At 52.1% G+C, this 25,144-nt stretch carries 20 protein-coding genes and 1 riboswitch; of the genes, 13 read left to right on the forward strand and 7 right to left on the reverse strand.

Features of this window, described 5'->3' with window-relative positions:
• Positions 1-18: 18 nt before the first annotated feature.
• From AC1DWB_RS06640 to AC1DWB_RS06660, 5 genes are all read left to right on the forward strand, one after another.
• The gene (locus AC1DWB_RS06640) at positions 19-2,319 is read left to right on the forward strand and encodes an ATP-dependent DNA helicase (RefSeq protein ID WP_477540251.1); all 2,301 of its coding nucleotides are present in this window, start codon (positions 19-21) and stop codon (positions 2,317-2,319) included.
• A gap of 207 nt (positions 2,320-2,526) precedes the next feature.
• A complete protein-coding gene (locus AC1DWB_RS06645) occupies positions 2,527-2,949 on the forward strand; it encodes an SRPBCC family protein (RefSeq protein ID WP_477540252.1) in 423 nt (140 codons plus the stop codon).
• A gap of 1 nt (position 2,950) precedes the next feature.
• A complete protein-coding gene (locus AC1DWB_RS06650; RefSeq protein WP_477540253.1) occupies positions 2,951-3,313 on the forward strand; it encodes an ArsR/SmtB family transcription factor in 363 nt (120 codons plus the stop codon).
• Positions 3,314-3,393: 80 nt separating this feature from the next.
• Positions 3,394-4,245 (forward strand): C39 family peptidase, encoded by an 852-nt coding sequence (locus AC1DWB_RS06655; protein WP_477540254.1) that lies wholly within the window; start codon positions 3,394-3,396, stop codon positions 4,243-4,245.
• Between the two features lie 150 nt (positions 4,246-4,395).
• Positions 4,396-8,085, forward strand: coding sequence for an Npt1/Npt2 family nucleotide transporter (locus tag AC1DWB_RS06660; RefSeq protein ID WP_477540255.1), 3,690 nt, complete (start codon positions 4,396-4,398; stop codon positions 8,083-8,085).
• 460 nt (positions 8,086-8,545) lie between these two features.
• Here the strand turns inward: AC1DWB_RS06660 and AC1DWB_RS06665 are convergent, their stop codons facing one another.
• Positions 8,546-9,769, reverse strand: coding sequence for an MFS transporter (locus AC1DWB_RS06665; protein ID WP_477540256.1), 1,224 nt, complete (start codon positions 9,767-9,769; stop codon positions 8,546-8,548).
• Positions 9,770-9,909: 140 nt separating this feature from the next.
• Positions 9,910-9,991: riboswitch (ZMP/ZTP riboswitch) on the forward strand.
• Between the two features lie 116 nt (positions 9,992-10,107).
• On the opposite strand from AC1DWB_RS06665, the gene AC1DWB_RS06670 reads away from it, so the two are divergent.
• The 4 genes from AC1DWB_RS06670 to purN are packed head-to-tail and all read left to right on the forward strand — an operon-like array spanning position 10,108 to position 13,228.
• Complete coding sequence (locus AC1DWB_RS06670) at positions 10,108-10,977, forward strand: bifunctional 5,10-methylenetetrahydrofolate dehydrogenase/5,10-methenyltetrahydrofolate cyclohydrolase (RefSeq protein ID WP_477540257.1); 870 nt, start codon at positions 10,108-10,110, stop codon at positions 10,975-10,977.
• Positions 10,974-11,621, forward strand: coding sequence for a cyclodeaminase/cyclohydrolase family protein (locus AC1DWB_RS06675; protein ID WP_477540258.1), 648 nt, complete (start codon positions 10,974-10,976; stop codon positions 11,619-11,621). The genes AC1DWB_RS06670 and AC1DWB_RS06675 overlap by 4 nt, the downstream gene beginning before the upstream one ends.
• Before the next feature lie 45 nt (positions 11,622-11,666).
• Positions 11,667-12,629: a sugar phosphate isomerase/epimerase family protein gene (locus AC1DWB_RS06680; protein ID WP_477540259.1), complete on the forward strand. Its 963-nt coding sequence runs from the start codon at positions 11,667-11,669 to the stop codon at positions 12,627-12,629.
• Positions 12,626-13,228 (forward strand): phosphoribosylglycinamide formyltransferase, encoded by a 603-nt coding sequence (purN, locus tag AC1DWB_RS06685; RefSeq protein ID WP_477540260.1) that lies wholly within the window; start codon positions 12,626-12,628, stop codon positions 13,226-13,228. The genes AC1DWB_RS06680 and purN overlap by 4 nt, the downstream gene beginning before the upstream one ends.
• A 20-nt stretch (positions 13,229-13,248) precedes the next feature.
• Here purN and AC1DWB_RS06690 read toward each other — a convergent pair whose 3' ends face one another.
• The 4 genes from AC1DWB_RS06690 to AC1DWB_RS06705 are packed head-to-tail and all read right to left on the reverse strand — an operon-like array spanning position 13,249 to position 18,260.
• Positions 13,249-14,274: a glycosyltransferase family 2 protein gene (locus tag AC1DWB_RS06690; protein WP_477540261.1), complete on the reverse strand. Its 1,026-nt coding sequence runs from the start codon at positions 14,272-14,274 to the stop codon at positions 13,249-13,251.
• Positions 14,275-14,298: 24 nt separating this feature from the next.
• Complete coding sequence (locus tag AC1DWB_RS06695) at positions 14,299-16,659, reverse strand: glycosyltransferase family 2 protein (RefSeq protein WP_477540262.1); 2,361 nt, start codon at positions 16,657-16,659, stop codon at positions 14,299-14,301.
• Positions 16,656-16,892 carry a hypothetical protein gene (locus AC1DWB_RS06700; protein ID WP_477540263.1) on the reverse strand — a complete coding sequence of 79 codons (237 nt, stop codon included), beginning with the start codon at positions 16,890-16,892 and terminating at the stop codon, positions 16,656-16,658. The genes AC1DWB_RS06695 and AC1DWB_RS06700 overlap by 4 nt, the downstream gene beginning before the upstream one ends.
• A gap of 42 nt (positions 16,893-16,934) precedes the next feature.
• Positions 16,935-18,260 carry a sugar phosphate nucleotidyltransferase gene (locus AC1DWB_RS06705; RefSeq protein WP_477540264.1) on the reverse strand — a complete coding sequence of 442 codons (1,326 nt, stop codon included), beginning with the start codon at positions 18,258-18,260 and terminating at the stop codon, positions 16,935-16,937.
• 534 nt (positions 18,261-18,794) lie between these two features.
• Here AC1DWB_RS06705 and AC1DWB_RS06710 point away from each other — a divergent pair.
• The 3 genes from AC1DWB_RS06710 to AC1DWB_RS06720 are packed head-to-tail and all read left to right on the forward strand — an operon-like array spanning position 18,795 to position 21,993.
• Complete coding sequence (locus AC1DWB_RS06710; RefSeq protein WP_477540265.1) at positions 18,795-20,144, forward strand: CapA family protein; 1,350 nt, start codon at positions 18,795-18,797, stop codon at positions 20,142-20,144.
• Between the two features lie 24 nt (positions 20,145-20,168).
• On the forward strand, positions 20,169-20,798 hold the full coding sequence (locus AC1DWB_RS06715) for a fumarylacetoacetate hydrolase family protein (protein WP_477540291.1): 630 nt from the start codon (positions 20,169-20,171) through the stop codon (positions 20,796-20,798).
• A gap of 16 nt (positions 20,799-20,814) precedes the next feature.
• Positions 20,815-21,993: a DUF2264 domain-containing protein gene (locus AC1DWB_RS06720; RefSeq protein WP_477540266.1), complete on the forward strand. Its 1,179-nt coding sequence runs from the start codon at positions 20,815-20,817 to the stop codon at positions 21,991-21,993.
• Between the two features lie 56 nt (positions 21,994-22,049).
• Here AC1DWB_RS06720 and AC1DWB_RS06725 read toward each other — a convergent pair whose 3' ends face one another.
• Positions 22,050-23,228: an HD domain-containing phosphohydrolase gene (locus AC1DWB_RS06725; protein WP_477540267.1), complete on the reverse strand. Its 1,179-nt coding sequence runs from the start codon at positions 23,226-23,228 to the stop codon at positions 22,050-22,052.
• A gap of 52 nt (positions 23,229-23,280) precedes the next feature.
• Positions 23,281-23,994: a response regulator transcription factor gene (locus AC1DWB_RS06730; protein ID WP_477540268.1), complete on the reverse strand. Its 714-nt coding sequence runs from the start codon at positions 23,992-23,994 to the stop codon at positions 23,281-23,283.
• 308 nt (positions 23,995-24,302) lie between these two features.
• Here AC1DWB_RS06730 and AC1DWB_RS06735 point away from each other — a divergent pair, with 308 nt between their 5' ends.
• The gene (locus AC1DWB_RS06735; protein ID WP_477540269.1) at positions 24,303-25,130 is read left to right on the forward strand and encodes a DUF92 domain-containing protein; all 828 of its coding nucleotides are present in this window, start codon (positions 24,303-24,305) and stop codon (positions 25,128-25,130) included.
• Positions 25,131-25,144 lie beyond the last annotated feature (14 nt).

The raw sequence follows: 25,144 nt of genomic DNA on the forward strand, positions 1-25,144 counted from the left end.
TGGAAGGATCACAAGTCGATGAGTGTCAAAGTCCAGGCCGCTGTGCGGCATTTAGTCGAATATGTTTACCGCAGCGGCAGCATTGAGTCGGGCTATCGCTCAACCAGTTCGCTTACAGAAGGGACGAAGGCTCACCAGAACATCCAGCGGCAATATGCCGAGCACGATGCGAAGGAAGTGTACCTCTCCGTCGAGGTGTTGCTGGGGGATGGCTTGACGCTCGTGATCGACGGCCGTTGCGACGGGCTGCTGCGACGGGACGAGGGCATGATGATCGAGGAGATTAAGTCGACCGCGCGGGATCTGTCACATGTGGAGGAACATAGTTATCCCGTCCACTGGGCGCAAGCGAAATGCTATGCCTACATGTATGCTCTGGAGCATCAGGCTGTCCGGATGTCAGTCATGCTGACCTACGTCCATGTGGAGACAGGGGAGCAGAAGCGGTTCGTGCAGGAAGCGGAATTCGGTGAACTTGAGGCGTTCGTGCTCCAGCTTGCGGAGCGGTATGCGCCCTATGCGAGAATGTTCGTGCGCCACAAGCGGGAGCGGGACGCGAGCATCGCGAACCTGGAGTTCCCGTTCGCAGGCTACCGCGCGGGGCAGCGCAAGCTGGCTGGGGCGGTGTACCGGACGATCGAGGAAGGCCGGAAGCTGTACGCACAGGCGCCTACCGGCATCGGGAAGACGATGTCCACCGCCTTCCCGGCGGTCAAGGCGATCGGGGGCGGGCTGCTGGAACGATTCTACTACTTGACCGCCAAGACGATTGCCAGGACGGCTGCGGAGGAAGCGTTCTCGCGCATGCAAGCGCGGGGGCTTCGTCTACATGCGGTGACCCTTACGGCCAAGGAGAAAATATGCTTCCAGGAGCATGTGAGCTGCACGAAGGAGGACTGTCCTTACGCGGACGGATATTACGATCGGATCAATGATGCGGTGCTGGATGTACTCTCCCACGAGACGCTTATGCCGAGACCGGTCGTGGAGCAGTATGCCCGCAAGCATCGGGTGTGCCCGTTCGAGTTCTCCCTGGACCTAGCCTATGCGGCCGATGCAGTGATCTGCGACTACAATTACATCTTCGACCCGCGGGTTGCGCTGAAGCGTCAGTACGGCGAGCAGAAGAGAATGACGGCGCTCCTGATCGACGAGGCGCATAATCTAGTAGACCGAGGCCGGGACATGTACTCCGCTGCAATAAACAAGTCGGAATATCTAGACATGCAGCGGGCCTATAAGGCGGCAAGGCCGGAGCTGTACCATGCGGCCAAGGACGTGAACAACTATCTGCTAGCAGTTCGCAAACGAATCGGGGACCATCCAAGCGTGGAAAAGTCCTGTCCGGAAGAGCTGATGCAGCTGCTGGAGGTGTTCGTCGTGCAGGCGGAGAAGCATCTGGCAACCGGAGCTGGAGCGGGGGATAGTGCGGCGTCGCAGTTGCTGCTCGATACCTACTACACCGCTCAGGCGTTCCTCCGGATCGGGAAGCTGTATGACGAGCGTTACGTCACCTATATGGAGACGAACCGCAGCGAAGTGCGGGTGAAGCTGTTCTGCCTCGATCCTTCCTATCTCTTGCAGATGATGGGTAAGGGCTATCGGTCGCACACGTACTTCTCCGCTACGCTGTCCCCGGGCACCTATTACTTGGACATGCTGGGAGGGGGGCCGGACGATTATTCGCTGTCCGTGCCGTCTCCGTTCGCCAAGGAGCAGCTCGATGTGCGCATCGAGCCGCTGTCCACCCGCTATCAGGATCGGGAGCGGACTCGGGAACCGCTCGTCCAGCTACTGTTGAAGCTGACTTGGGGGCGACTCGGCAACTACTTGATTTTCTTCCCATCGTATGCGTATATGAACGACGTGTATGAGGCGTTCGAATTGGCGCGGCGCGAGGCCGGGCTCGTCCATCCGGTTCGGACATTGCTCCAGACCGCCGACATGACGGAGGAGGAGCGGGAGCGGTTCCTCATGGCCTTCGACGCCGATAATGAGACGACGTTAGCCGGTTTCGCCGTGATGGGCGGGATTTTCTCCGAAGGGATCGATCTGGTCGGGGATCGATTGACCGGCGTCGTTGTCGTCGGAGTCGGACTTCCACAGCTAGGACTGGAGCGCGATGTGATCCGGGATTATTTCAATGGGTTGGGGAAAAACGGCTTCGACTATGCTTATGTTTATCCGGGAATGAACAAGGTGCTGCAGGCAGGCGGGCGCCTCATTCGATCCGAGGACGATCGGGGCATGTTGGTGCTGGTAGACGACCGGTATTACCAGCCCAAGTATCGACAACTTCTACCGGAGGCTTGGCGTTAGCATAAGTAACGGAAGTTTATGGATAGAAGGTCGAACAGGTTGGTGTAAGCGAACAATAAATTGGAGACAGTACGTGATAGGCGTACTGTCTCTTCCTTTGTATCGGATTTCCAGTTGACGCGAAACCAAATGGTGTCTTATAATCTGAATGGAAACCAAATGGTTTCGTGTTGTAAAACCTAAATAAACCTAAGAGGTGTGAAGAAGATGTCCAACAAACCTACTGCAATTCCGGATATTCGCCAGACCCAGTTATTGAAAGCACCGATCCGAAAAGTATGGAACGCGGTTGCCACATCCGAAGGGATCGAAGCCTGGTTCATGCCGAATACGTTCCAACCGATCGCCGGGTATGAATTCGTTCTGAAAGCCGGTCCGTTCGGCGATTCCCCTTGCCAAGTAACCGAGTTGGACCCTCCGAACAAGCTGAGCTTCACATGGGGCAAAGATTGGGTGCTCACCTTCGAGCTGGTTGAGCAGGAAGGGCAGACCGAGTTCACGTTGATTCATTCCGGGTGGAGCGCCGATGAGGTCACGGAATTCGGGGAAACGCACGCCGTCGTTCGCGAGCGTATGTCCCAAGGCTGGGAAGGCATGGGTCAGAAGCTCCGCGTGTTCGTCGAGGGCTAAGATGGCAGCGACCTCACCGAAGCATGACGTGTTTCAAGCGATTGCAGACCCGACCCGCCGCAGCTTGATCCGGCTTTTGGTCGATAAGGAGATGCCAGTGAACGTTATTAGCGGCCACTATCCAATGAGCCGTACGGCCGTATCCAAGCATCTGCGCATTCTGGCGGACGCTGGTCTAGTGAAGGAGCGGAAGGTGGGACGCGAAACGCGGTATCGCCTCGAGCCAGAGCCGCTTCTGGAACTGAAGCGTTGGCTTGCGTTCTACGAGCGGTTCTGGGAGAACAAGCTGGCCGCGCTCAAGCGATTCGTGGAAGCTGACCTCGACGAAGTGCAAGAGGGGCGACATGAGAAGAAATTAGAATAAACTGGAGCCTCCCGTACTCGGCTAATCTCACATTGAAATAGTGATGTGCTATAATAGCTTCAGTTGAGGAGGGGAGATGGATGAATCGGAAATTCGCAGCACTTGGATGTGTGTTGAGCTTGCTTATCTGGCTCATCGTCCACAATGCGTCGAGAGGAGCCGAAAGACCGCCAGAACCGCTCCCCGGTGAATGGAAGACAAGCAAGACTCTACCGGTACAGACGGCTTACGAGTCGATCGCCGACCCCCCGGCCGAGCCCACTTCTACTAGTGGGACGGCTCTCGAACCTGAACAAGCTCCGCTCGGCACAGAAGACGAAGCGTCGGATGAGTCGCATTTCATAGACGTGCCGCTCATCAGCCAGCTACCCGAATTGTACAATGGCTGCGAGATTACGAGTCTCGCTATGTTGCTAGAGTATTTGCAGCACCCGGTCGATAAGCTGGATTTGGCCGAGATGCTGCCGAAGGATGAGACTCCCGCACAGCTGGATGAAGACGGTACAATTCTCGTATGGGGCGACCCGGATCAAGGCTTCGTAGGCAACATTTACGGGGATGACCTCGGTTATGGTGTCAATGTGAAACCGATTGCTTATGTGCTCGAGCAACTATATGCGCCTGGGGCTCTCGATTTGACCGGACGGGATTTCAGCGTGATTGAGAAGACAATCGCCAAAGGCAAGCCCGTCATCATATGGAACATAGCGTCATTCGAGCAAAGCGATGCATGGGTTACTTGGAAGACGCCGGCTGGAAAAGATGTAGAGGCGACTTTCCAGGAGCACTGTGTATTGATGGTCGGGTTCGATGATGACTACGTGTATGTGAACAACCCGTTCGAAGGGATTCAAGCACAAGCGGTGGCCAAATGGTCGTTCATCGAAGCTTGGGAGCAGATGGGAAGCAAGGCACTAACATATAAGGATTAGAGGCTGTCTCTTTGGGGGCAGCCTTTGTCTATTCATTTTGTTCCTGATATAGGGTTTTTGTTCATACGAGAAGGACTTTGCCATATGGTATGGAATACATATCAAGTCTTTCATTACCTCTTAATGAACAGTTGAAGGTGCGTGTATACAATGGATTCTTTGTTATCCCGTAATAGATTTGGGGCGGTCAAGCAACGGTTCTTGGACGAGAAAGAAGAATATGTCAAAATCATACTATTATTCGCTTATTTGTTCTGTGTGGCGTCGGCATCCACGGTCGGACGTACGGCGGCGGACACGTTATTCTTAACTCATTTCTCGGCATCCAAGCTGTCGCTGATGTACTTGCCGCAAGCAGCAATTCTTCTATTAGCAGGACTTGTGTACCAGAAGCTCTGCAAACGAATACGAATCGATCTGTTGTGCACGATCGTTACGATTGGAGTAGGTGTACTTAGCCTTGGTTCCCGGTTGGTAGCCGGACTAGGATTGAACTGGATTTACGCTGTTATGTATGTGGCGTTCGACATGTTCAATTTCCTGATGATCGTTTGCTTCTGGCAGTTTGCCACTTCTGTCATGGATCAGCGTAAGGCGAAGAAGTTGATCAATTGGGTTGGTAGCGGGAGTATCGTTGGGGGGATCGTAAGCGGTTTTGGTCTCAAGCTGCTCGTTCAGCCGATTGGAACTTTGAACTTGATTATCGTCTATGCCGGGTTGCAGCTGCTATGCTTTGTATTCGTGAGAATGATCATCCGCAAGGTCGCGGATAAGAAAGCAACATTTGATGTGGTATCCGGCAATCGCAAGAAACAAGCGGCAGGCGAGAAGCGAAGATCTCGGAATCCGGGAGAATCAGGCGGAATATTCCGCCATGTTCCTCATTTGAAGTACATCGCTCTCATTGCGGCGACCATTACGTTATCGTTAACATTCGCTGATTACCAGTTCAAGATCATTTTGAGGGATACGCTGCAGGATGAAGCATTGGCTGGGTTTATGGGCAGCTTTTATGGCTATGCGGGTATTCTCGCTTTGGGGGTTCAGTTTTTTGTAACAGGAAGAGTTATATCCAACTTTGGCGTGATGACGTCGCTGCTAGTGCTGCCGGTTGCTCTGCTCACTGGATCGATTGGCGTTCTAATTGCGCCGATTCTGGCGTTATCCGTTCTCGTTAAAGGCAGTGACAAGGTGCTGGGCGATACGATCTATTCTTCGGTTAGCCAATTGATAATGTTCCCCATCCCTCCGGATTACAGGGCAAGGGCGAAGAGTTGGCTGGACGGTACTGTGAAGAATGGTGCCAAGGGGCTTGCTGCCATTAGCCTCATCATCTTGTCGCCGATCTTATCCATCCAACAATTCAGCATCATCATTGTCGTGCTTTTAATTTGTTGTATATTCGGAGCCCTCCGGATTAAGAAAGCTTATATGCAACTGCTCATGTCCACTCTGCAGACGAGAGGAGACGTATTGGATGCGGAGTGGGACATCATGGACGCGGCTAGTTTGAAAGCGTTGGTCGAAGCGCTGCAAAGCCCTGATCCCTTGCAGGCCTTATATGCACTTCGAATATTGCAAAGCATCAAAGCTTACGATCTAACCCCACATATCCCACAGCTATTGCGGCACGCGTCCATGGAAGTCAGGGTAGAGGGGTTGAAAGTAGTCCAGCGGCTTGTTCCAAAAGACGGCGAAGAGGAACTGGAGCGATTCCTGCTGTCCGCTCAGCCGCTGGAGAAATCACATGCTATATTGGCGTTGGCTGCCTACGGACACGAGGCTCAGTTGGAACGAATCAGCTCTTATCTGGTGGATGAGCATGTACAGGCCAAGTCTGCCGCGATTGCCGGACTAATTAGTCATTATGGAGTCGAAGGGATGTTTCAGGCTGTAGGTACGATCAAGCAGTTAATCGATAGTGAAGAGGAAGAGGACCGTGTAGCGGTAGCTTCCTTATTCGGACAAATTGGAGTATCAAGCTTCTATAAGCCGATTATTCCGCTATTGTCCGACCCTTCTCATCAAGTGAGAACACGTGCCCTGGAATCTGCGGCACTTCTGCGCGTACCGGCGCTTGTCCCTCATATCGTCCCTCTGCTCGGCAGCAGTAGCACTCGACAGCTTGCGATCGAAGCGTTGGCAGGTTACGAGGATCAGGTCATAGTTCCGCTGATTGAACCCTACCTATTGTCAGAGGGAGCGATCTCGCAGCACGTACCTAAAGTATACGAGCGGATCGGGACGCAGTGGACATTTGATAGGATGCTACGCAACTATGCCCTGATTCAGGGAGATAATCGCACAAGCATGCTAGACTCGATGATGCGTATGAACGAACGAGGGCGTTATGCTGCTTCTGCAGCTGTGGAGAAGCTGATCGTGGAGGAAGCGGACTTGTATGGCCATTTGATTGATTATACAAGAGGTTTCGAGGCGGCAATGGAGGTTGCGAACGTTGCGGAAGCGGTAACTCGACTGCAGAAACAAACCGCTCTCCGCATATTCGGATTGCTCTCCTTCATGTACGATTCCAAGACCATCAAGGCGGTTTATACCAATTGGGCGAATGGAGATGCGCGTCGACAAGCGAATGCGGCTGAAGTCATCGATCAACTGGTTCATGGGGAGATGCGTTCGGTCATTACCCGCGTGATGGCTATGACGGGTTCAGCCCGTGCTGCGAAACCGCCTGATGCGGAGGTGATGGTGACCCGGATGCTTGCTCTACGTCTTCTCCCGCATGGAGATCGCTGGTTGGATTGCTGCATTACGGATGCCCTCAGTAAACTTCCGGCCGCGTCCAATAAGTGGCGTGACGTTGAAGGACAGGATTCGAAGCAACATCCATCAGATGTGGGTCAACAGATGGAGCAAGTCCGTCTGCTACATCAAGTCACATTGTTCAAAGGGTTGTCAGGGAAAGACTTATCCGTGATCGCCCAGCATCTCCGTGAAGTGAATAAGGCGGCGGGAGAGGTCATTATTCGCGAAGGGGAGGAAGGCGACTCCTTGTATTTGATCCGACAAGGCAGGGCGAATGTGATTCGACGTGAGGCTGTCATCGGCAAGCTGCAGGATGGGGATTGCTTCGGCGAGATGGCGGTACTGACAAGCGGATTGCGAACGGCTACCGTAATTGCGGATGAACCGTGCAGCTTGTGGAGGTTGGATACGGCCGTATTCTATGAAATGATGTTCAATCAGTCGGAGATTGCCTTAGAGATGATGAGACTTCTGTCTCAGCGACTGCGGGGAGCGATTGATCGTAAAGTCCATGACCGTCCAGAAACCGCGATTCCTGCAATGAACGAGGCGGCAGCGACATCCAACGATAACGTTGCGGTCGACACGAGACCATCACCGCGCTCCACAGGAGCAGAGGAAGTAGTGCGTACGGACTCGAGTTTGTCTACGGATAACCAAACGATATTACGGCGGATTCTCGTGCTGCAGAAGATTAGGTTATTCGCCAATTTTTCGCAAGACGATTTCGTAAGATTGGCCAGAATGGTAGAAGAGGTCCACTACGAACCAGGTGAACGAATATATTCGGCTGGAGAAGAAGGCGGGATGATGCATGGGATTATCGAAGGTCGTGTCCGGGTGCATCATGGAACGGAAACGCTCGCGCTGCTCGGTGAAGGCGAGTATATTGGGGAAATGTCGATTATCGACAATGAGCTGCGTTCCGCGGATTGTACGGCTGAAGAGCGACTCGTGCTGTTGCAGCTGACACGCGAGCAAGTGCTGTCTTTCTGCTTCCAGCACATCGAGGTGATGAAGGGGATGATGGGTGTATTAGCTGAGCGATTGAAGCGAACGCAGGAACAAGGATAACGAATAGTGAAAAGCGGATAGGGGTGCTGGGGGGACCGAAAATCCTGCGCGAAAGTGCAGTATTTTTTATCGATACAGCTTGTTTCTGAAGGAAATCCTGCAATAGTACATCAATTTTAGTCAGAGTTCGCTCGCTTAGAAGCAATTCAAGCAGAAATCATAGGCCCCACCGTGAAGTTAAGCCCAAAAGTGTACGGGAAACTTAATTTTTTAAAGGAAAGTAGGACAGGAGAGGGCAGGCAGAGGGAGTGAAGAAGCGGCAGCGTCCGCCTTTGAAATCATGGTCCAACATCGAAAACCCTATAATCCAAGGGCCATGATTTCAACAGCGGTCGGAACCCATCTGCCTGCCCTCCCACGCGCCACACGAAACTCAACCACCAAGGAACCGGCCTCTGACCGGGTTTTTCTTAATCGGGGTCCCCGCAAAGTAATAGGAATAAGCTACGATGGATCCAATTTACTTTGTGGGGTTATTTCTAGGGTCTGGGGTTCTTTTGTTAACGAGCAACGTCTGGCTCACCCAGATGGCGTTCATGACTAGCAACGCACTTGCTATGTAGAAGATGCCGCGAATCCCGATGAAGCCAGATAGCGCTCCACCTACGACGGGACCGATCATGTTGCCAAGGCTTAGAAAGCTGCTGTTGAAGCTATAGGACCGGCTCTCCATCCCATCGGGGGTATACTTGCGAATGAGCGCGTTGACCGAGGGGAGCAAGCCTCCCATGAATACCCCAAGCATGAACCGGATCGCGAACAGCTGCCATACATTCTGAACCCATGCTTGTGGAATGAAGATTAGGGCGGCGCCCAGCAGGGAAAACAATAGGATCTTGGCTTGTCCGATTCGATCGCCCAAGCGACCAAGCAAGGGAGACGCGATCATATTCGAGAATCCCGTTACGGACCCCACCAGTCCAGAGAAGAAGGCGAGATATTCGCCCTTGCCATGAAGCTCCTGTACAAATAACGGGATCAGCGGCATGGAGCTAAGCAGGGCGAATTGAATGAGCAGAGTAACAGTGAACAACGCCATCAATTGCGGGATTTTCCCTAGTTGCTTGAACCCTGCGATGATCGATAGGCTCGGTTTCTTCGCCGCTTCCTCAGCATTGAACGTTTCCTTGACGACAATCATGGCAAGCAGTGAGGCGAAGAACAGCAATCCACCTGTGATGTAGAAGATGGATCGGAATCCGATCCATTCCGCCAGCAAGCCTCCGATTAATGGCCCCAGAATCGTCCCGGCCACGCTGCCAGACTGAAGAGTTCCCATCGCGAAGCCCATGCGGTTCTTCGGAGCAGTGGCAGACATGAGCGCGACAGCAGCCGGGATGAAACCGGCGATCGTTCCATTCAGAATGCGCAAGAATAGCAAATGCCACACATTACCGGAGAGGCCCATCAGAGCCATCACGATAGCCATGCCGAAGCCGGAACGCAACAGCATGACCTTGCGTCCATACCGGTCCGCGAGCTTGCCCCACAGCGGCTGGAAGAAGAACGAGGTGACGAAGTTACCAGCGAATATGATGCCCGCCCATAAGGAGACATCATTCGTATCTGTAATCCCCAATTCTTGAATATACAGGGGCAGAAAAGGAATGACCATTGTCATTCCTCCCATGACCAGAAACTGGCCGAACCACAAAACAATTAAGTTAGCTTTCCAGTTACCCATCCGATACCTCCACAATTATGACCCTTATTATAGCAGAACTTGTTTCAATTACGAAAGTTGTATGGAGTCAGCACATTACTTTGGACAAACCGCTAAGTGATTTGCTATGATGAGGATGTAACACATTGTAAATTTTCAATTCCGGTCTAGGTAACTGGCGAAGCGTGGAGCACCACGGGGGAGCCTGGACTGTCATACATACCGTTCGCCTGGGTGAAAACGTTTAGAGTTGATTGGACGGATGCAGCGACTAGCTGCAAGTTCCGTAGGTCATCAACTCCGAATGTTTTTTTGTTTATTTTCGATTATATCGAGGTATTCAAAGGAGAGGATTAAGGATGAACTTGTTGTTGAAAGGAAAGCCTGTAGCCGACGAAGTTTACGAGCAGATCAAGCAAAAAACGGTACAGCTTCTAGCGGACGGATGCCAATTGAATCTCGCCGTTATAGTAGTTGCAGGTGACCCGGCATCAGCTTACTACGTGCAGGCCAAGCGCAAGGTGGCGGATCGAATCGGGATTGGGTTCCAGGTACACGAATTCAGCGCACAAGGCAAAGAGCGGGAACTTCTCGACTGCATCGACCGATTAAATAAAGATGCATCCGTACACGGAATTATGCTTGAGCTGCCGTTGCCGAAGCATCTGTCTACTCGGCGTGTGACCGAGTCAATTACACCGCTGAAGGACGTGGACGGGGTTACGCCTGCGAACAAGCTCGCGCTGCTGACAGGTGCACCGGGTCTTGTGCCTGCGACGCCTCAAGCTTGTATTCGTCTAGTGAAGCATTACGGCTACAAGCTGGAGGCGAGCAACGTAACGCTCATCGGCCGTGGACAGACCGTTGGCATGCCGCTGTTCCATCTGCTCCAGCGGGAGCAGGCGACCGTGACCGTATGCCACTCGCGTACACGTGACCTGCAACAGCACGTTGCCCGTGCCAACATCGTCTTCGCAGCGGTAGGCTCCCCGGGACTTATCACCCGGGAAATGATTCACGGCGATCTGGTATTGATCGACGCAGGTATGAACGAGCGTCCGGATGGTACGATTGCAGGTGACGTAGAGCCGTCTGCTGGAGAAGCTGCTGCTGCATTTACCCCCACACCGGGCGGAATCGGTACGCTCACAACAGCTCTGTTATTCCATAACGTACTGAAAGCATACGAGTTGCAGATTGCCAATATGGAACAGGGGGCATCGCTATGATACGTCAACGTACATTGGATCGAAGCATGCAGGATTTTCTTCAGGAAGCAGGTGCGGCTACCCCGACTCCCGGTGGTGGCAGCGTAGCCGCGCTTGTCGGATCGTTAGGGGCAGCAATGGCCTCAATGGCGGCGAATTTCACCAAGGGCGTGAAGTTCGCCGCGTTGGCGGAACAAGTAGAGAGCGCATTAGCGAGGCTGCAGCACACTTCCTTGCAATGCGAGGATTTGCTGGAGGCAGACATCGTATCATTCGAGCGGTATATGCAAGCGATGAAGCTGCCGAAGTCGACAGATGAGGAACAGGCGATCCGCAAGCACGCGTTGCACGAAGCTTCTCTGGAAGCGATCGCGATTCCCATGCGATTGATGGAGGTGTGCCGCGATGCGCTTACCCTGACTGGTGAGCTAGCCCCTTGTGCCAACAAGAACGTCATCTCCGATCTTGGGATCGGTGCACTATTGTTCGAGGCTGCGGCTCAATCCGCATTGCTGACTGTTGAAATCAATCTGGCAGCTATGCCGGATTCTGAGCAACGTCAGCAATTCGAACTATCAACCCTTGAGTTAATTCGGGACATTATATGTCGCAAAGAAAGCGCAGTCGAACAAGTACGACATAGGATTAGAAATATGGTAATCTGAGATTCAGATCAGCTTGGCAATGGATGGGTGAGAGGAGCAAGCAGGATGGACCAAGGAGAACATAACAACCAGGTGAAGCAAGGGAATCTGATTCTGGGGAGTCGTCGTTTACAAATCGGGATGTGGAACGGATTCGATCTGGAGCGCTGGACGGCGTATGCGACAGAGCGTATTACAGGTCTGGAAATATCGCAATTCTTGAGTACTACTCAGTTGGAGGAATTGGCCACGTTCATAGAGACGCATAAGCTGGCATATGGGATTCATACCCCTGTTCTTGGAGGGCAAGGCTATTCGTTGCCAGGCATTACAGCGATTGATCGTGAAGAGCGGGAATTGGCCTATGCTCGGCTGGAACAGGAAGCGGAGCTGGCCTCCCGATTCGGGGCGGACTATGTGCTTACTCATTATCCTTACCCATCCATCTTCCCGACAGTTAAGGACGAACGGTACTTGGCGACCTTGCCGCAATTCGACCGCTATGAGATGAATCAGGTGCATCCCGGCGATTTTGTGGAGTTCAGTCGTAGGGCGTTCAATCAGATCAGCGAGCTGCAAGTTCGCCATGGACAGCGGATCGTGTTGGAGTATGACTTTTTCGGAGATTTGGAGGAGAGCTGGATCAGCTTATTCGAGGAGTTTCCAGACATCAAGCTTGTTCTTGATTTGCAACGACTCGATATTCATAAACGGGTGTTCCCGGCTTTCGATCCATACGCTTTCATGAATGCTGCAGCCAAGTATGTGTATCTGATTCACTATAGCAATGTCAAATATGAACCGGACAAGATGGATCGCCATTTGCCTGTGCTTCCGGGTCAGCTATCCGACCCCGAATACGGGGATGCCAGCGGGTACTTGGACTTTCTGTCGCAGCGCAACGATACGTTCCATGTGACGTTCGAGCACAATCCGGCGCGAGTGTCGAAGCAGGAGCTGGCGTTGTGCTATGACTCCGCCGTGTCGATCATGATGCGACAAGCAGAAGGGAACGTGACTGCAAGATGATTAACTTAGCATTATTCGCCTCCCATAACGGCTCCAACGTCCAGGCGATACTCGATGCATGCCGGGATGGTAATCTCGATGCCCAGGTGTGTGCGGTCATCAGCAACAATTCGACTTCTTATGCATTAGAGAGGGCCCGGGCCTCACAGGTACCAGTCTTTCATTTGAGCTCCAGAGCATACCCGGATGAAGCGGAACTGGACAAGGCGATCCTGGCAACATTGATTCATCAAAAGGCCGATTGGATCATCCTAGCGGGCTACATGAAGAAGCTCGGGCCTGCAACATTAGCACGGTATAGCAACCGAGTAGTCAACACCCATCCTTCTCTTCTGCCCAAATACGGAGGGAGAGGGATGTACGGCATACACGTGCATCAAGCTGTATTGGATGCGAAGGAGAGCGTAACCGGCGTTACGGTACATTTGGTGAATGGGGCATATGATGAAGGAGCGATTCTGGCGCAATGCGAGGTTCCCGTCCTGGTGGACGACACGGTTCACACGTTAAGTGCTCGTGTGCAGGAGACGGAACGCGAATTATATGTGGAGACGCTGAACCGGCTATGCCGAGGAGAACTGCAACCGCAGCCTCACTGACGTCGTCTCCATGTTCGCAATTAAGGTAATAAGCTGCTGCGAACCTCATCGCGGCTGCGGTTGCGGCTTCCTTGACCGTATCTCAGCCAAGTTGCGTGCTCCAACTCCGTGTCTTCGCTAGAACAACGACTGCTGATCACGAATCTCGGACGGCCCTTCACTTCGTTATAGATTGAGGCGATGTATTCGCCGATGATGCCCAGACTGAACAGAATGACACCACCAATAATCAGCAGCAATAAGATGACGGTAGTAAATCCGGTCACGGCATTGCCGATCAGCTTATAATACAATGTCTGACCACCTAGCACCGTCGCCCCGACAAAGAACAGAAGGCCGATGAAGCTGATCAGCCTAAGCGGCAGCGACGAGAAGGCGACAATCGCCTGGATGGCAAGACGAATGAGGGAGATTATTCCCCAACGGCTCTTACCTACCTTACGCTCAGGAACGTCGAACTCGATCTTGGTCACGTTGAATCCAAGCCACCTGGACATCCCGCGGAAGAACGTGCTGCGTTCCGGCATTTGTGTCCAGGCTTGCACGACTTTACGGTCCAGCAGCTTGAAATCCGAAGCGCCTTTCAAGTTGTACCCGGTCAATTTATTCAACAGTCCATAGAAAACGATAGAGCCGACCTTGTTTCGGAGGGATTCCTTCCCGCGGCTTCGTTTCACGGCTTCGATTATATCGGCTTCTCCGCTCCTCCACATCTCGACCATCTGGGGGATGAGGGAGGGGGGGTGCTGCAGATCAGCGTCGATCAAGATGACGGCGTCGCCTCGAGCGTTCTCCAACCCGGCGCATAACGCCATTTCCTTGCCGAAGTTTCGGCTTAACTTAATGCCGTGCACACAAGGTATCGTCTGAGTGCACAACTCGATTCTCTCCCACGTATTGTCGCTCGAACCGTCGTCCACGACCAAGATTTCATAATCGTTTGTCACCTTGCGAATCTCATCCGCGATCGTGAGCAGGACATATTCAAGGTGCGAACTCTCATTATAGGCAGGCACCACGACGGTTAATTCCGTATACTTGTTCATTTTCCTTCACTCCTGTACCTACAGTTACGTTCCAAGCTCTTCATTCTTCTGCGCCGCTCCCGGGACAGCGGTCATATTCGTAAGCCCATGGGTAGTCTTCTCCCAATAAAATGGCTTCGTAATTAGCTGCCAAGCTGCTTTGACAGCGGCGATGCTCATCAATACCCAGTAGATAGGGGTAAACAAGGCATACCGGATCAAGCTATAGGAGAATGCGTGTTGGCCCTTGTTGCCCATCTCTACTATGATCCAGTACATCCCGATCAGATTGCTGAAGACGAAGAAGAAATTTCCGATATACAGCTCGACAGCCGACAAATAATAGATGATCCCTGGGAAAAACATCGGGATAGCGTGCAGCTTCCACCCATACCATAGCAGCACCATAATCCAGAAGGCAGGGTTGAGTAGTGGCAAGAGCGGCGTAGCTAGCACCATAACCTGAAAACCGAGAAAGCCTTTGAGCCCAAGCTCCTTATACAGTCGGATCGGATTGCGCATATGCACGAGCCATGTTTGCATATATCCTTTGATCCAGCGTGATCGTTGACGAATCCAGTTGCCGACACGACTAGTCGCTTCTTCCCAAGTACGGGAGTCGACGATCGCGGTTTTATAACCTTCCTTGTACAGGCGGATGCCTAGATCCGCATCCTCGGTAACGTTGTAAGGGTCCCATGCATTGACATGCTTCAGGGCACTTATCTTGAAATGATTCGACGTGCCTCCGAGCGGTATCGGAATATCAAGCTGCATGACACCCGGAAGTAATAGCTCGAACCACATGCTGTACTCCTGTGTGAACCATCGGGTCAGCAAATTTTGTTCGCTGTTGAAGTAGTTCAGCTTCGCTTGAACGCAGACGAACTGCTCGGGCAGTCGTTGAAACGACAAATGCACTTTCTTCAATTGATCAGGATCTGGTCGATCCTCGGCATCATAGATGACCACATATTCGCCACGGGCCCGGATCAGGCCGAAATTACACGCCTTCGGCTTCGTCTTGGGCAAGCTGTGGGGAACAACAATTGTCGTATAGTAGGGCGGCAGCTTCAAGCTCTTCAAGAGTTCTTGGGCTTCCACGTCGTCCTCTTCAATGAGCAAGCGTACGTCCAGCTTCGCCTTCGGGTAGTCCAGCTGTTCTATATTATCCAGAAGGTGGGGGATAACTCGACTTTCCTTATACATCGGAACCAGAATCGTATAGATCGGCAGCTCTCTCTCATCAATCGCTTCCAGCTCCTCTGGCGTAAAACGCAATTGGGCGTTGGATCGAGTGCCCTTCATAATAATGGTGAACTTGAATACCGTCATGATGAAGTAAAAGGACTGTATGCTTATGTTGAGAAAAACTAGTGTATATAGCCAGTTCCATAACAATCCAATCGTCAATGCAACACCTACTATTCCCCCGAACACTAACTGGCTTTTCATAAAAGTGATGTGCGCTGAATTTTCCGGTTTTTCCGTGGCGAGCTTATTCGTACTCTCGTGCATCAATTCATCTTCGTAGATCGATTTCCAGAAAAATTCCATCTCGTCCCGTGTAGCCAACACCTGCTCCATTGCGGTGTTCAGTACAGCTTCGATTGCCTTGATCTGTTCCACGGTTAAGGGGGACCCGACAGCCACCAGGAATCGGCTACCATCTTCTTTGACGACTACAGCATCATATTGGCGTGCCATGTATTCGGGCAGTTTGACGATGTTCTCGAAGTCAAGATCGGTCCCGATTCGACCGATGCTGCTCTGTGTAGCGACAGCCCGGTACAGTTCCTCCGGTTCGATAAGCTGTAACGACATGAGGATGTCCCCCAGCAAACCTCCGCTCTTCCGTTGGAACACCAACGCTTGGTCGAGTTGGTCTTGCGAGATGAGACCATTCGCCACCAACATATCACCAAGTCGTCCTTTGGGCGGCAGCTTGCGAAGCAGACGCTCGACAACGCTGCGGTCCACCACACTCATCTCTACCAGAATATCGCCGAGACGACCCCCTGACTTTTCCTGGTGCTCCATCGCGTCTTGAAGCTGCTCCGGGGTAATCAGACTTTCCTCCAGCAATTTCTCGCCAAGCTTACCTCCACCCTTTCTTGCGGGAGTGGGTGATTCACTGGTTTCCAGTGTGAGTGCAGGTCGAGCATCCAGTTCAGCCATCATATCCATCTTGCGAAGGATCAGGCGGTCCACATTTGCTTTCTTCTGTTCCAGCTTCCAGAGTAGATGCTCAGCTTCCGTCTGCTGTTGCTTCCGTTTCGCTTCGTGACCCAGTCTCTCCAGTTCAAGTCGTCTTCTCTGTAAGATCAATTCATGACCCAGTTTGTCTATGCGCTGATGGACAGTCGATTTCTTTAATCCGAATAATACGGTATCAAAACGTCTCATCGATTCTCATATTGCGAAATCCAATCGGATAATCGGGTTTCTAGCCTTTCCAGTTGCTGAAGTTCTTGCTTGACCTTATCCAGAGAACGTCTTGATGGCTGCGATTGTTCGGCGAATTGCTGTCGCTGCAATTCCAATTGCTGCTCGATCAGGAGGTGTTCGGTTTCAAGTAAACTGATGTATTGTTCAACGCTAGCTCGCGAATAGCCTAACCAGCTTCTTCTTCCTCTCATTGGACTACCGCTCCCTTTAACGTACTTGGATTAGATGTGTGCTCACTCTCCGCGATGCCTGTGTCGATGTTCATGTCGAATCTCGATCAGATTCAGATTGGATTCAGCAATTAACATCACAGCATTCGCATCGTGGAGCGTAATTATGGCTCCTACTTGTACCGATTTCTCAACACCGTCCAGATGAATCGTGCCGATTCCGCTGACGATCGTCCAGACGATCCATTCGCAGTCGTCGGTGGATGTATGACAAATACTCTCCCCCGTCATAATGTGAATTCGTCTTGTTACCGCCTCCACGTTAGGTCGGATGTTTACCTTATCGACTACGCAAGACCAGCCGTATGTAGTCTCTAAGTATCGGGGCCGATCCGGCGGAATGCTCTTGATCATATCTTTCAGCCTTACACTGGCCTCCTTGTTCGAGACAAGAATGCCTTCAGGGCTTGCCGCTACAACAGCGTCTTGCACGCCCAGTACGACAACCGGAATACCCAATTCATTGAACAGGACAGTTCGGCTGCTATCCTCGCTTATATACCCTTCACCATAGATAGGATCAGCCATCTCTTCCGTTATCGTGCTCCATGTCCCTAAGTCTTTCCAATCCCCCTCATAGCGGATGACGGCTACATTCGGCTCACGTTCCACGACTTCATAATCGAAGCTGCGGCTTGGCAAGTCGTCGTATTGGGCTTGCAGCTCATCGAACTGGACGGGAAGTCCGCGTTCTTCCATAAGTGACAGCAAGTACTGTATACGGAAGGCGAAGACACCGCAATTCCATAAAGCTCCCTCTTGAATGAGCTGATCGGCGACAGTTGTAGGTGGCTTCTCTACAAACCGTTGTACCCTCATGGGGCCGATAGGGCTCTGATGATGGTGAGGAACGATGTATCCATACTTCTCTGAAGGATGATTCGGCTTGACGCCGATCAAGGCAAGATTAGATTTCGTCTGCTCCAACATAGCGGGAAGCTGCATCAACTTGTGGAAGAAGGCATCCTCTACATAGCTGTCGACCGGCATCACGATAACTGATTCTTGAGGATTGACTTGCTCGACCGTGTGTAAATAAGCACAAGCTAGTGCAATGGCCGGGAACGTATCCCGTCTCTGGGGCTCCAGCACCAACGGAAGCTTGGGACTCAGTTGCATGCGAATCATATCCTGCTGAGATTCAGATGTTGAGATAATCGTAGAATGATGCAGATTCAAGCTTTGCAGCTGTCTCCAGACACGTTGAACCATGGAAATACGTGTGCCATCTTCAGCCGGTAAAATTTTCAGAAATTGCTTGGATCTAGTGTCGTTGGATAAGGGCCATAGTCGTTTTCCAGATCCGCCGGATAATAATATAATGCGCATACACACCTCTTAATCGAGTATTGATTCATCCTCCAAGTGTACGGTTGAGAAAAGGTTAGTGTGTATTCGTACGAGTAAGGGTGGAGCACGGCAAGAGTCGAATAGCGGCGAGTTACTGGCAACAGGAGAGAATGAGTCTAATTACCTAATTTTAGCACACGCATTTGAACAATTTCTGAACGGAAATATGTGAAATGTATCACGTACACTACAATCTTAACAAAAGGATTCGTCCCAAACATGCATCAATTGTAACAAATTGTTGAAAACTGTGGGTTGGTACATGTTGGGTGAAAATAATTAATATGGAATATTCCGATAATGTTATATATTGGAAATTAAAGATGAATAAACATATAATCATCAGCCCGCCTGGATACGGCTCAGGAAAGAAAAGGGAGGGTTTGTTTGTGTAGGTCTTTAGAACCGTTTTTCGATGAGCTCCGGGTATAAAAGAGGCGCAACGCTTTGTAGCCTGCTTCTCGCATAAATCTGCTATAATAAGTAGTGATATTGATAAACAAGGAGTCACAAATGAGAGAATCGAGATCCGAACGACATAAGAACAACAAGAACAAACATACACGGTTATGGAGCCGTAACATGAAGATTCCAATCGCTGCTTCCTTGCTGCTATTGGCGGTAATCTTATTGACTGTTTGGGCGATGAACAATCGCAGTGAGCAACCGGACGCATCCGAGCTGTTACCCACAGCGAGCCCAAGTAACAATGCGGGAATAGGGACGACACCCTCACCGTCCATGGCACCGTCTAATACGACTAAGCCTGGCACCCCAACGCCCGTACCAACGTCTTCGTCAACACCAACACCAACACCAACACCTTCACCAATCAGCAATGGAGCTGAAGGTACAGGAGGGGCTGCAAAGCCGGGCGATGACTCCAAGGTGAATTTGGCTTTTGTAGGGGACGTTATCTTCGCAAGTACGGTCGAGACGGCGTTGAGGAAGAATGGATTTGACTATCCTTACACGAATGTGAAATCGTATTTGCAGAACGCAGACTTAACGATCGCCAACTTGGAAAGCCCGATCACATCTCGAGGGGAAGAGCAGAAGAAGGAGTATGTGTATCGTTCGCCAGCGGAGGCGCTGAAATCGTTCTCCGAGGCCGGCTTCGATCTGGTGAACATGGCCAACAATCACATTCTTGATTATGGCGTGGACGGGTTACTGGACACATTCAATCATTTGGACCAAGCGGGAATCAAGTATGTAGGCGCTGGACGGAATGTGACTGAGGCGTTCCAGCCTGTAATTATCGAGAAGAAGGGGATTAAGATCGCCTTCCTCGGGTTCAGCAAGGTTGTTCCTACAGCCGAATGGAAAGTTGGCAAATATAAGGATGGCAAAGATCGTCCGGGGGTAGCGGATACGTATGCATTGGAAATGCCGCTCGAAGCGATCAAGCAAGCGAAGAGCAAGGCCGATCTCGTTGTTGTCATTGCCCACTGGGGCGTCGAACGCAACGATTTGCCGGAGAGCTACCAGCGGGAGTTCGGGAGGAAATATATCGATGCAGGTGCAGACTTGATTATTGGCGGACATCCTCATGTGTTGCAAGGATTCGAGCCATATAATGGCAAGTGGATTGCGTATAGTACCGGTAATTTCCTGTTCACCACTAGAGCGGACGCACCAAAAACTTGGGATTCCGGTATTTTGCAAGCTGCCTGTACGAAGCAGGGGGGCTGCGAGCTGAAGCTAGTTCCGGTGTTGACGAAGTGGGCGCTGCCGGACATTATGAAGGAACCGGAAAGTCTCAAGCTGTTCGAGCGATTGTCCCACATCTCGTTCAGCGCTATAGTTGACAAGGATGGAACGATACGAGCAGCCAGCAATAAAACAAATACGAATCCGTAGCACGAAGGGGTCAAGTTATCTATGATGGAGCAAATTCGCAACATTTACTGTATAGGAAGAAACTACAAGGCACATGCGGCCGAGATGGGGAATGCGATACCCGAGCAGCCGATGCTGTTCGGGAAGCCAACGCATGCCTTGATCGAGATGAACGGTGGAGACATAACACTACCAGGTGGTCGTGGAGAAATTCATTATGAAGCCGAGCTTGTCGTTCATATTGCTCGGCCCTATGAACCGGGGATTGATGTCGATGACCTGATCGACTATTATGCGCTTGGTATTGATCTTACGTTGCGCGATGTTCAGAGCGAACTGAAGAAGAAAGGGTACCCCTGGCTCGCAGCCAAGGGCTTTCGCTATTCCGCACCCCTTACTGGCTTCCATCCGTTCCCGGGCGTATCCGCTCTTCAAGCGACAGATTTCACGCTGCTGAAGAATGGAGTGGAAGTACAGCGCGGCAACACGAATAATATGATCTTCGACTTGCAGGTCATCGTGGATTTTACAGCACGGCACTTCGGACTTGGGCAAGGCGACATTATTTACACAGGAACACCAGAAGGAGTGGGCCCGATAACGGATGGAGACCGGTTGGAGCTGTTCATGGCGACCACTTCATGGGGAGCTGCCACTTTTCACTTGAACGGGTAATGGAGGCTGAACATACATGGCAACGGAAACAACAGGAGTGCATGCAGCAGATCGGATGTATTGGATAGACGTCATGTTCCGGATCGCGAGTCCGGTCCTGCACGCGCTGTCGAACCGGCAATTAAAGGACAAGATGCCCGTGGAGCGAAAGCAAGAAGATCGCTTTTCCTTCACGTATTTGGAAGCGATGGGTCGGCTGCTCTCGGGACTGTCGCCATGGCTAGAGAATGGGCCGCAAGACGGCGAAGAAGGCAAGCTGCGAGCGTTATTCGCCAATCAGGCTAGAACTGCTATCGATGCAGGAACCGACCCGCAGTCGCCAGATTACATGAACTTCTCGGAAGGCTTCCAGCCGATTGTGGATGCAGCCTTTCTAGCACTTGCCGTAGTGCGTGCTCCGAACGAGCTGTGGGAGAAGCTGGATGAGCGGGTACAACGCCAATTAGTCGATGCGTTGAAGCGGAGCCGGACTCGCAAGCCTTACTTCAATAACTGGCTGCTATTCGCGGCCATGGTTGAGACCGCTTTGTATCGGATGGGGGAAAGCGACTGGGATCCGATGCGGATCGATTATGCGTTGAAGCAGCACGAGCAGTGGTACTTGGGGGATGGCATGTACGGCGATGGTGTCGAGTATCATGCCGACTATTACAACAGTTTCGTCATTCAGCCTATGCTGCTAGATATTGTAGAGACAGTCGGACATCTGTCCCCAGACTGGTCGGCCATGCGTGAACCGATCATTACTAGAGCGAGACGATATGCCGCGGTCCAGGAACGTTCTATCTCTCCGGAAGGGACGTTCCCGGTCATCGGCAGATCACTTGCATACCGATTCGGTGCGTTCCAGTTGCTTAGCCAGATCGCTCTCCGCGGTGAGTTGCCGGCAGATGTGGAACCGGCGCAAGTACGCGGAGCGCTAACCGCAGTGATCCGGCGAACGATCGAGATGCCTGGTACCTTCGACAGCGAGGGATGGCTGACGATCGGCTTGTGCGGTCACCAGCCGGATATCGGAGAAGCCTATATATCGACGGGCAGTCTATACTTGTGCTCCACAGTGTTCCTGGCATTAGGATTGCCGGAGAGCGATCCGTTCTGGCAAGGAGAGGCGGATTGGACCGCCAAGAAAGCTTGGAGCGGTCGGTCGGTACCGATCGATCATGCGGAGAAGAGCAGTCCAAGAACGCTGTGAGGATGAAGAAAGCGGCCTTGCCGATGTGTATGCATCGTGGCAAGGCCGCTTTTCTATTATTGCGCTTCCAACATGTGATCAGCATACTTGTCGCGGACGTCCAATATTCGGGGCAAGCTCGCCATGAAGGCATCGACTACTGCCGGATCGAAGTGATGGCCGCGCTCTTCCTTGAACAAGTTCAGAATCCGGTCCAACTCCCAGGCTTTCTTGTACACCCGATCACTTGCTAGCGCATCGAATACGTCCGCGATCCCGGTAATGCGCCCGAATATATGAATCTCTTCTCCGGCCAATCCACGCGGATACCCTTTGCCGTTCCACTTCTCATGGTGTTGTTCGGCTACAATCGCAGCGGTTTTCAGAATGTTCCGCTTGGAGTTCTTGAGCAGATTGTACCCGATCTCCGCGTGTGTCTTCATCACTTCGTATTCTTCTTCGGTTAATTTCCCCGGCTTCTTCAGGACGGAATCAGGAATCGCGACCTTGCCGATATCGTGCATCGGGGAAGCCATCTTGAGCAGCTCTGCTTCCGATTTGGCCATGCCTAGTGATTGTGCCAATATATAGGAATATTCGGCTACGCGTTTCACATGATTACCAGTTTCCTTCGAACGGCTTTCCCCGATCTCACCCATTGTGAATATTATTTCCTTCTGCGTTTCCTCGATCTCTTCCGCGAGCATGGCCGATTCAATCGATTTGCCGGAATACGAAGCCGCGAGTGTCAAGTTGCGCAAGTCTCTATCGGAGAATACTTCGCTCGGCGTCATCTTGTTGATAGCCTGATAACAACCCATAATCTCGCCTTCGTTGTTACGGAACGGTATGACCATCATTCCCTTCGTCCGATAGCCCGTTTGCTGATCGGTCTTGAGTGCGCCGTTATTCAATACAGTCCGGTAAGGCTCGTTAGAATAGGCATCGTCGATGAAGATCGGCTGGCCGGTTGCGATCGAATGGCCTGCGAGACCGGCACCGACTGGGATACGCAGCTCGCTTACCCCATGTGCGACCTTCGTCCATAGCTGTCCGCGCTGAGAGTCGAGCAGCCATACGGAGCAGCGGTCCGCCACTACGATCTCTTTGCCCATATCAGCCATAAGCGCGAGTACATGATCCAGGCTACGTTCGTTCGCGATCTTGGCCGCATAGTCCAGAATGACCTGGAGCAATTCCTCAGGTTCCAAATCCCGCTTGATTCGCGGGGTCTCAAATTCATACATTTCGTGCATCAATCAACACTCCTCGCCCCAAGCTATATAGAAGGCTTGCTCTGGCAAGCCATTAGGGTTGAAATTTGTAGCCAACACCCCACACGGTTTTAATATATTGCGGTTCCTTCGGTTCGAGCTCCACTTTTTTGCGTAGATTGGCAATGTGCACGTCAATGGATCGTTCGGTCACGAACGATTCGAATCCGCGAAGCGCGTTGATCAATTCTTCCCGACTGAACACTTTGCCTGGGAACAAGGTGAATAACTTCATTATCTCAAATTCGGAAAATGTCGTCTCAACAAAAGAACCACTCACATACAACGAGCGGCGATCCTGATCCAGTTGTACCTGGTACGAACTGGTCGGGACTTGCGGGGGCTGCGGGTGCAAGCGGTCTAGCTGTGTTGATGGCTGCAGATGGAATTGGCTGCGGCGTATAAGGGCAGATATTCTCGCGGTAAGTTCCCGCATGCTGAAGGGCTTGGACAGGAAGTCATCTGCACCGGCTGCCAGCGCATTAACCCGCTCGCTCACTTCGGTCTTCATGGAGACGACGAGGATCGGAACTAAGGAAACTTCCCTCAATTTCAGGCAATATTCCGTACCGTGCATATCAGGCAGCATCAGATCGAGCAATACAATATCCGGATTGAACGCGATCGTCTCTATTAAGCCATCTGACCCGTTCTCTGACCGTCTCACCTCGTAGCTTTCCTCGGTTAAGTACATCGCTAACATTTCACCAATCATAGGATCGTCTTCTATGATCATCACTTTGTTCACGAACCTACCGCCTCTAATCATAAAGTAATAGTTAAGAAACTATTAGGAAATTGTTTGTCCCATAGTGTCGATAATTGGTAAAGCTATCCTTCTGCCTACTATACTATATGGTAAAATGATCGTCTAGTATGGAGTGAAGGTTTCGCGTGGCAGCGGTAGGATTCGACAGTTCAAGAAAGTGTTAAAAATGTATGAGGAACGGTGACAGAAGTTCGAAGTTCTTGATATGGTATTCGTGAAAGGAATGATATAGTGGGTAAGATGAGACGATATTGTCGGCTGGCTGGCCTGATAAAGGGGGATGGCAGATGGACTACTGGTGGGTCGGATTGCTAGGAAGCGTAATTATTGCAGGTGCTGCTTATAGGAAGCGTTCGTTGTCAGTGTCTGGCGTATGGTCCGCGGTCGTGCTAGGAACAGCGCTATACACATTGGGGAGTGCAGCTTGGTTTGGGACGCTGATTGCTTTTTTTGGATCTTCGACCTTGCTGTCCAAATTCAAGCAGACGACGAAAGAGGATGTTGAAAGTGGGTTCGAGAAGTCAGGTCGACGGGATGCGATGCAGGTGTGGGCTAACGGCGGGCTGGCTCTTGCAGTATGCGCTGCATATGCGGTATGGCCGCATACGGTGCTGTATGCCGCGTTTATCGGCGTGATGGCCGCTGTGAATGCGGACACGTGGGCTACCGAGATCGGCAGCCTGAGCCGCTCAGCGCCGCGCTCGATCCTGAGCGGCCGCAAGGTAGCACCGGGCACGTCCGGCGGCGTGACCTTGCTTGGCTTCGCCGCGACAGTCGCCGGCGGCCTGTTCATCGGCGCGGCGGCCTGGCTGCTGCAGCAGCTGGACGTCGCGCTTGGGGCTGCCGCTGCGGCGCAGCTAGGCCTGGCGCCGCTGCTCGCGCTCGGCGCGCTGGGCGGTGCCGCCGGCTCGCTGGCGGACTCCGCGCTCGGGGCCGCGTGGCAGCGCATGTACCGCTGCCGCGTCTGCGGCCGCGAAGTCGAGGCGCGCCGCCACTGCGGCGAAGCGACCGCGCATGCGCGCGGGTGGACGGCGCTCGGCAACGACGCCGTCAATGTGCTCGGCTCCGTCGTGGGCGGAGCCGTTGCCGCTTGCGCGGGCGCGCTGCTGCTGTAGCGCGCCTGCGCAAG

The sequence above is a fragment of the Paenibacillus sp. P4_E11 genome, from assembly GCF_056401635.1.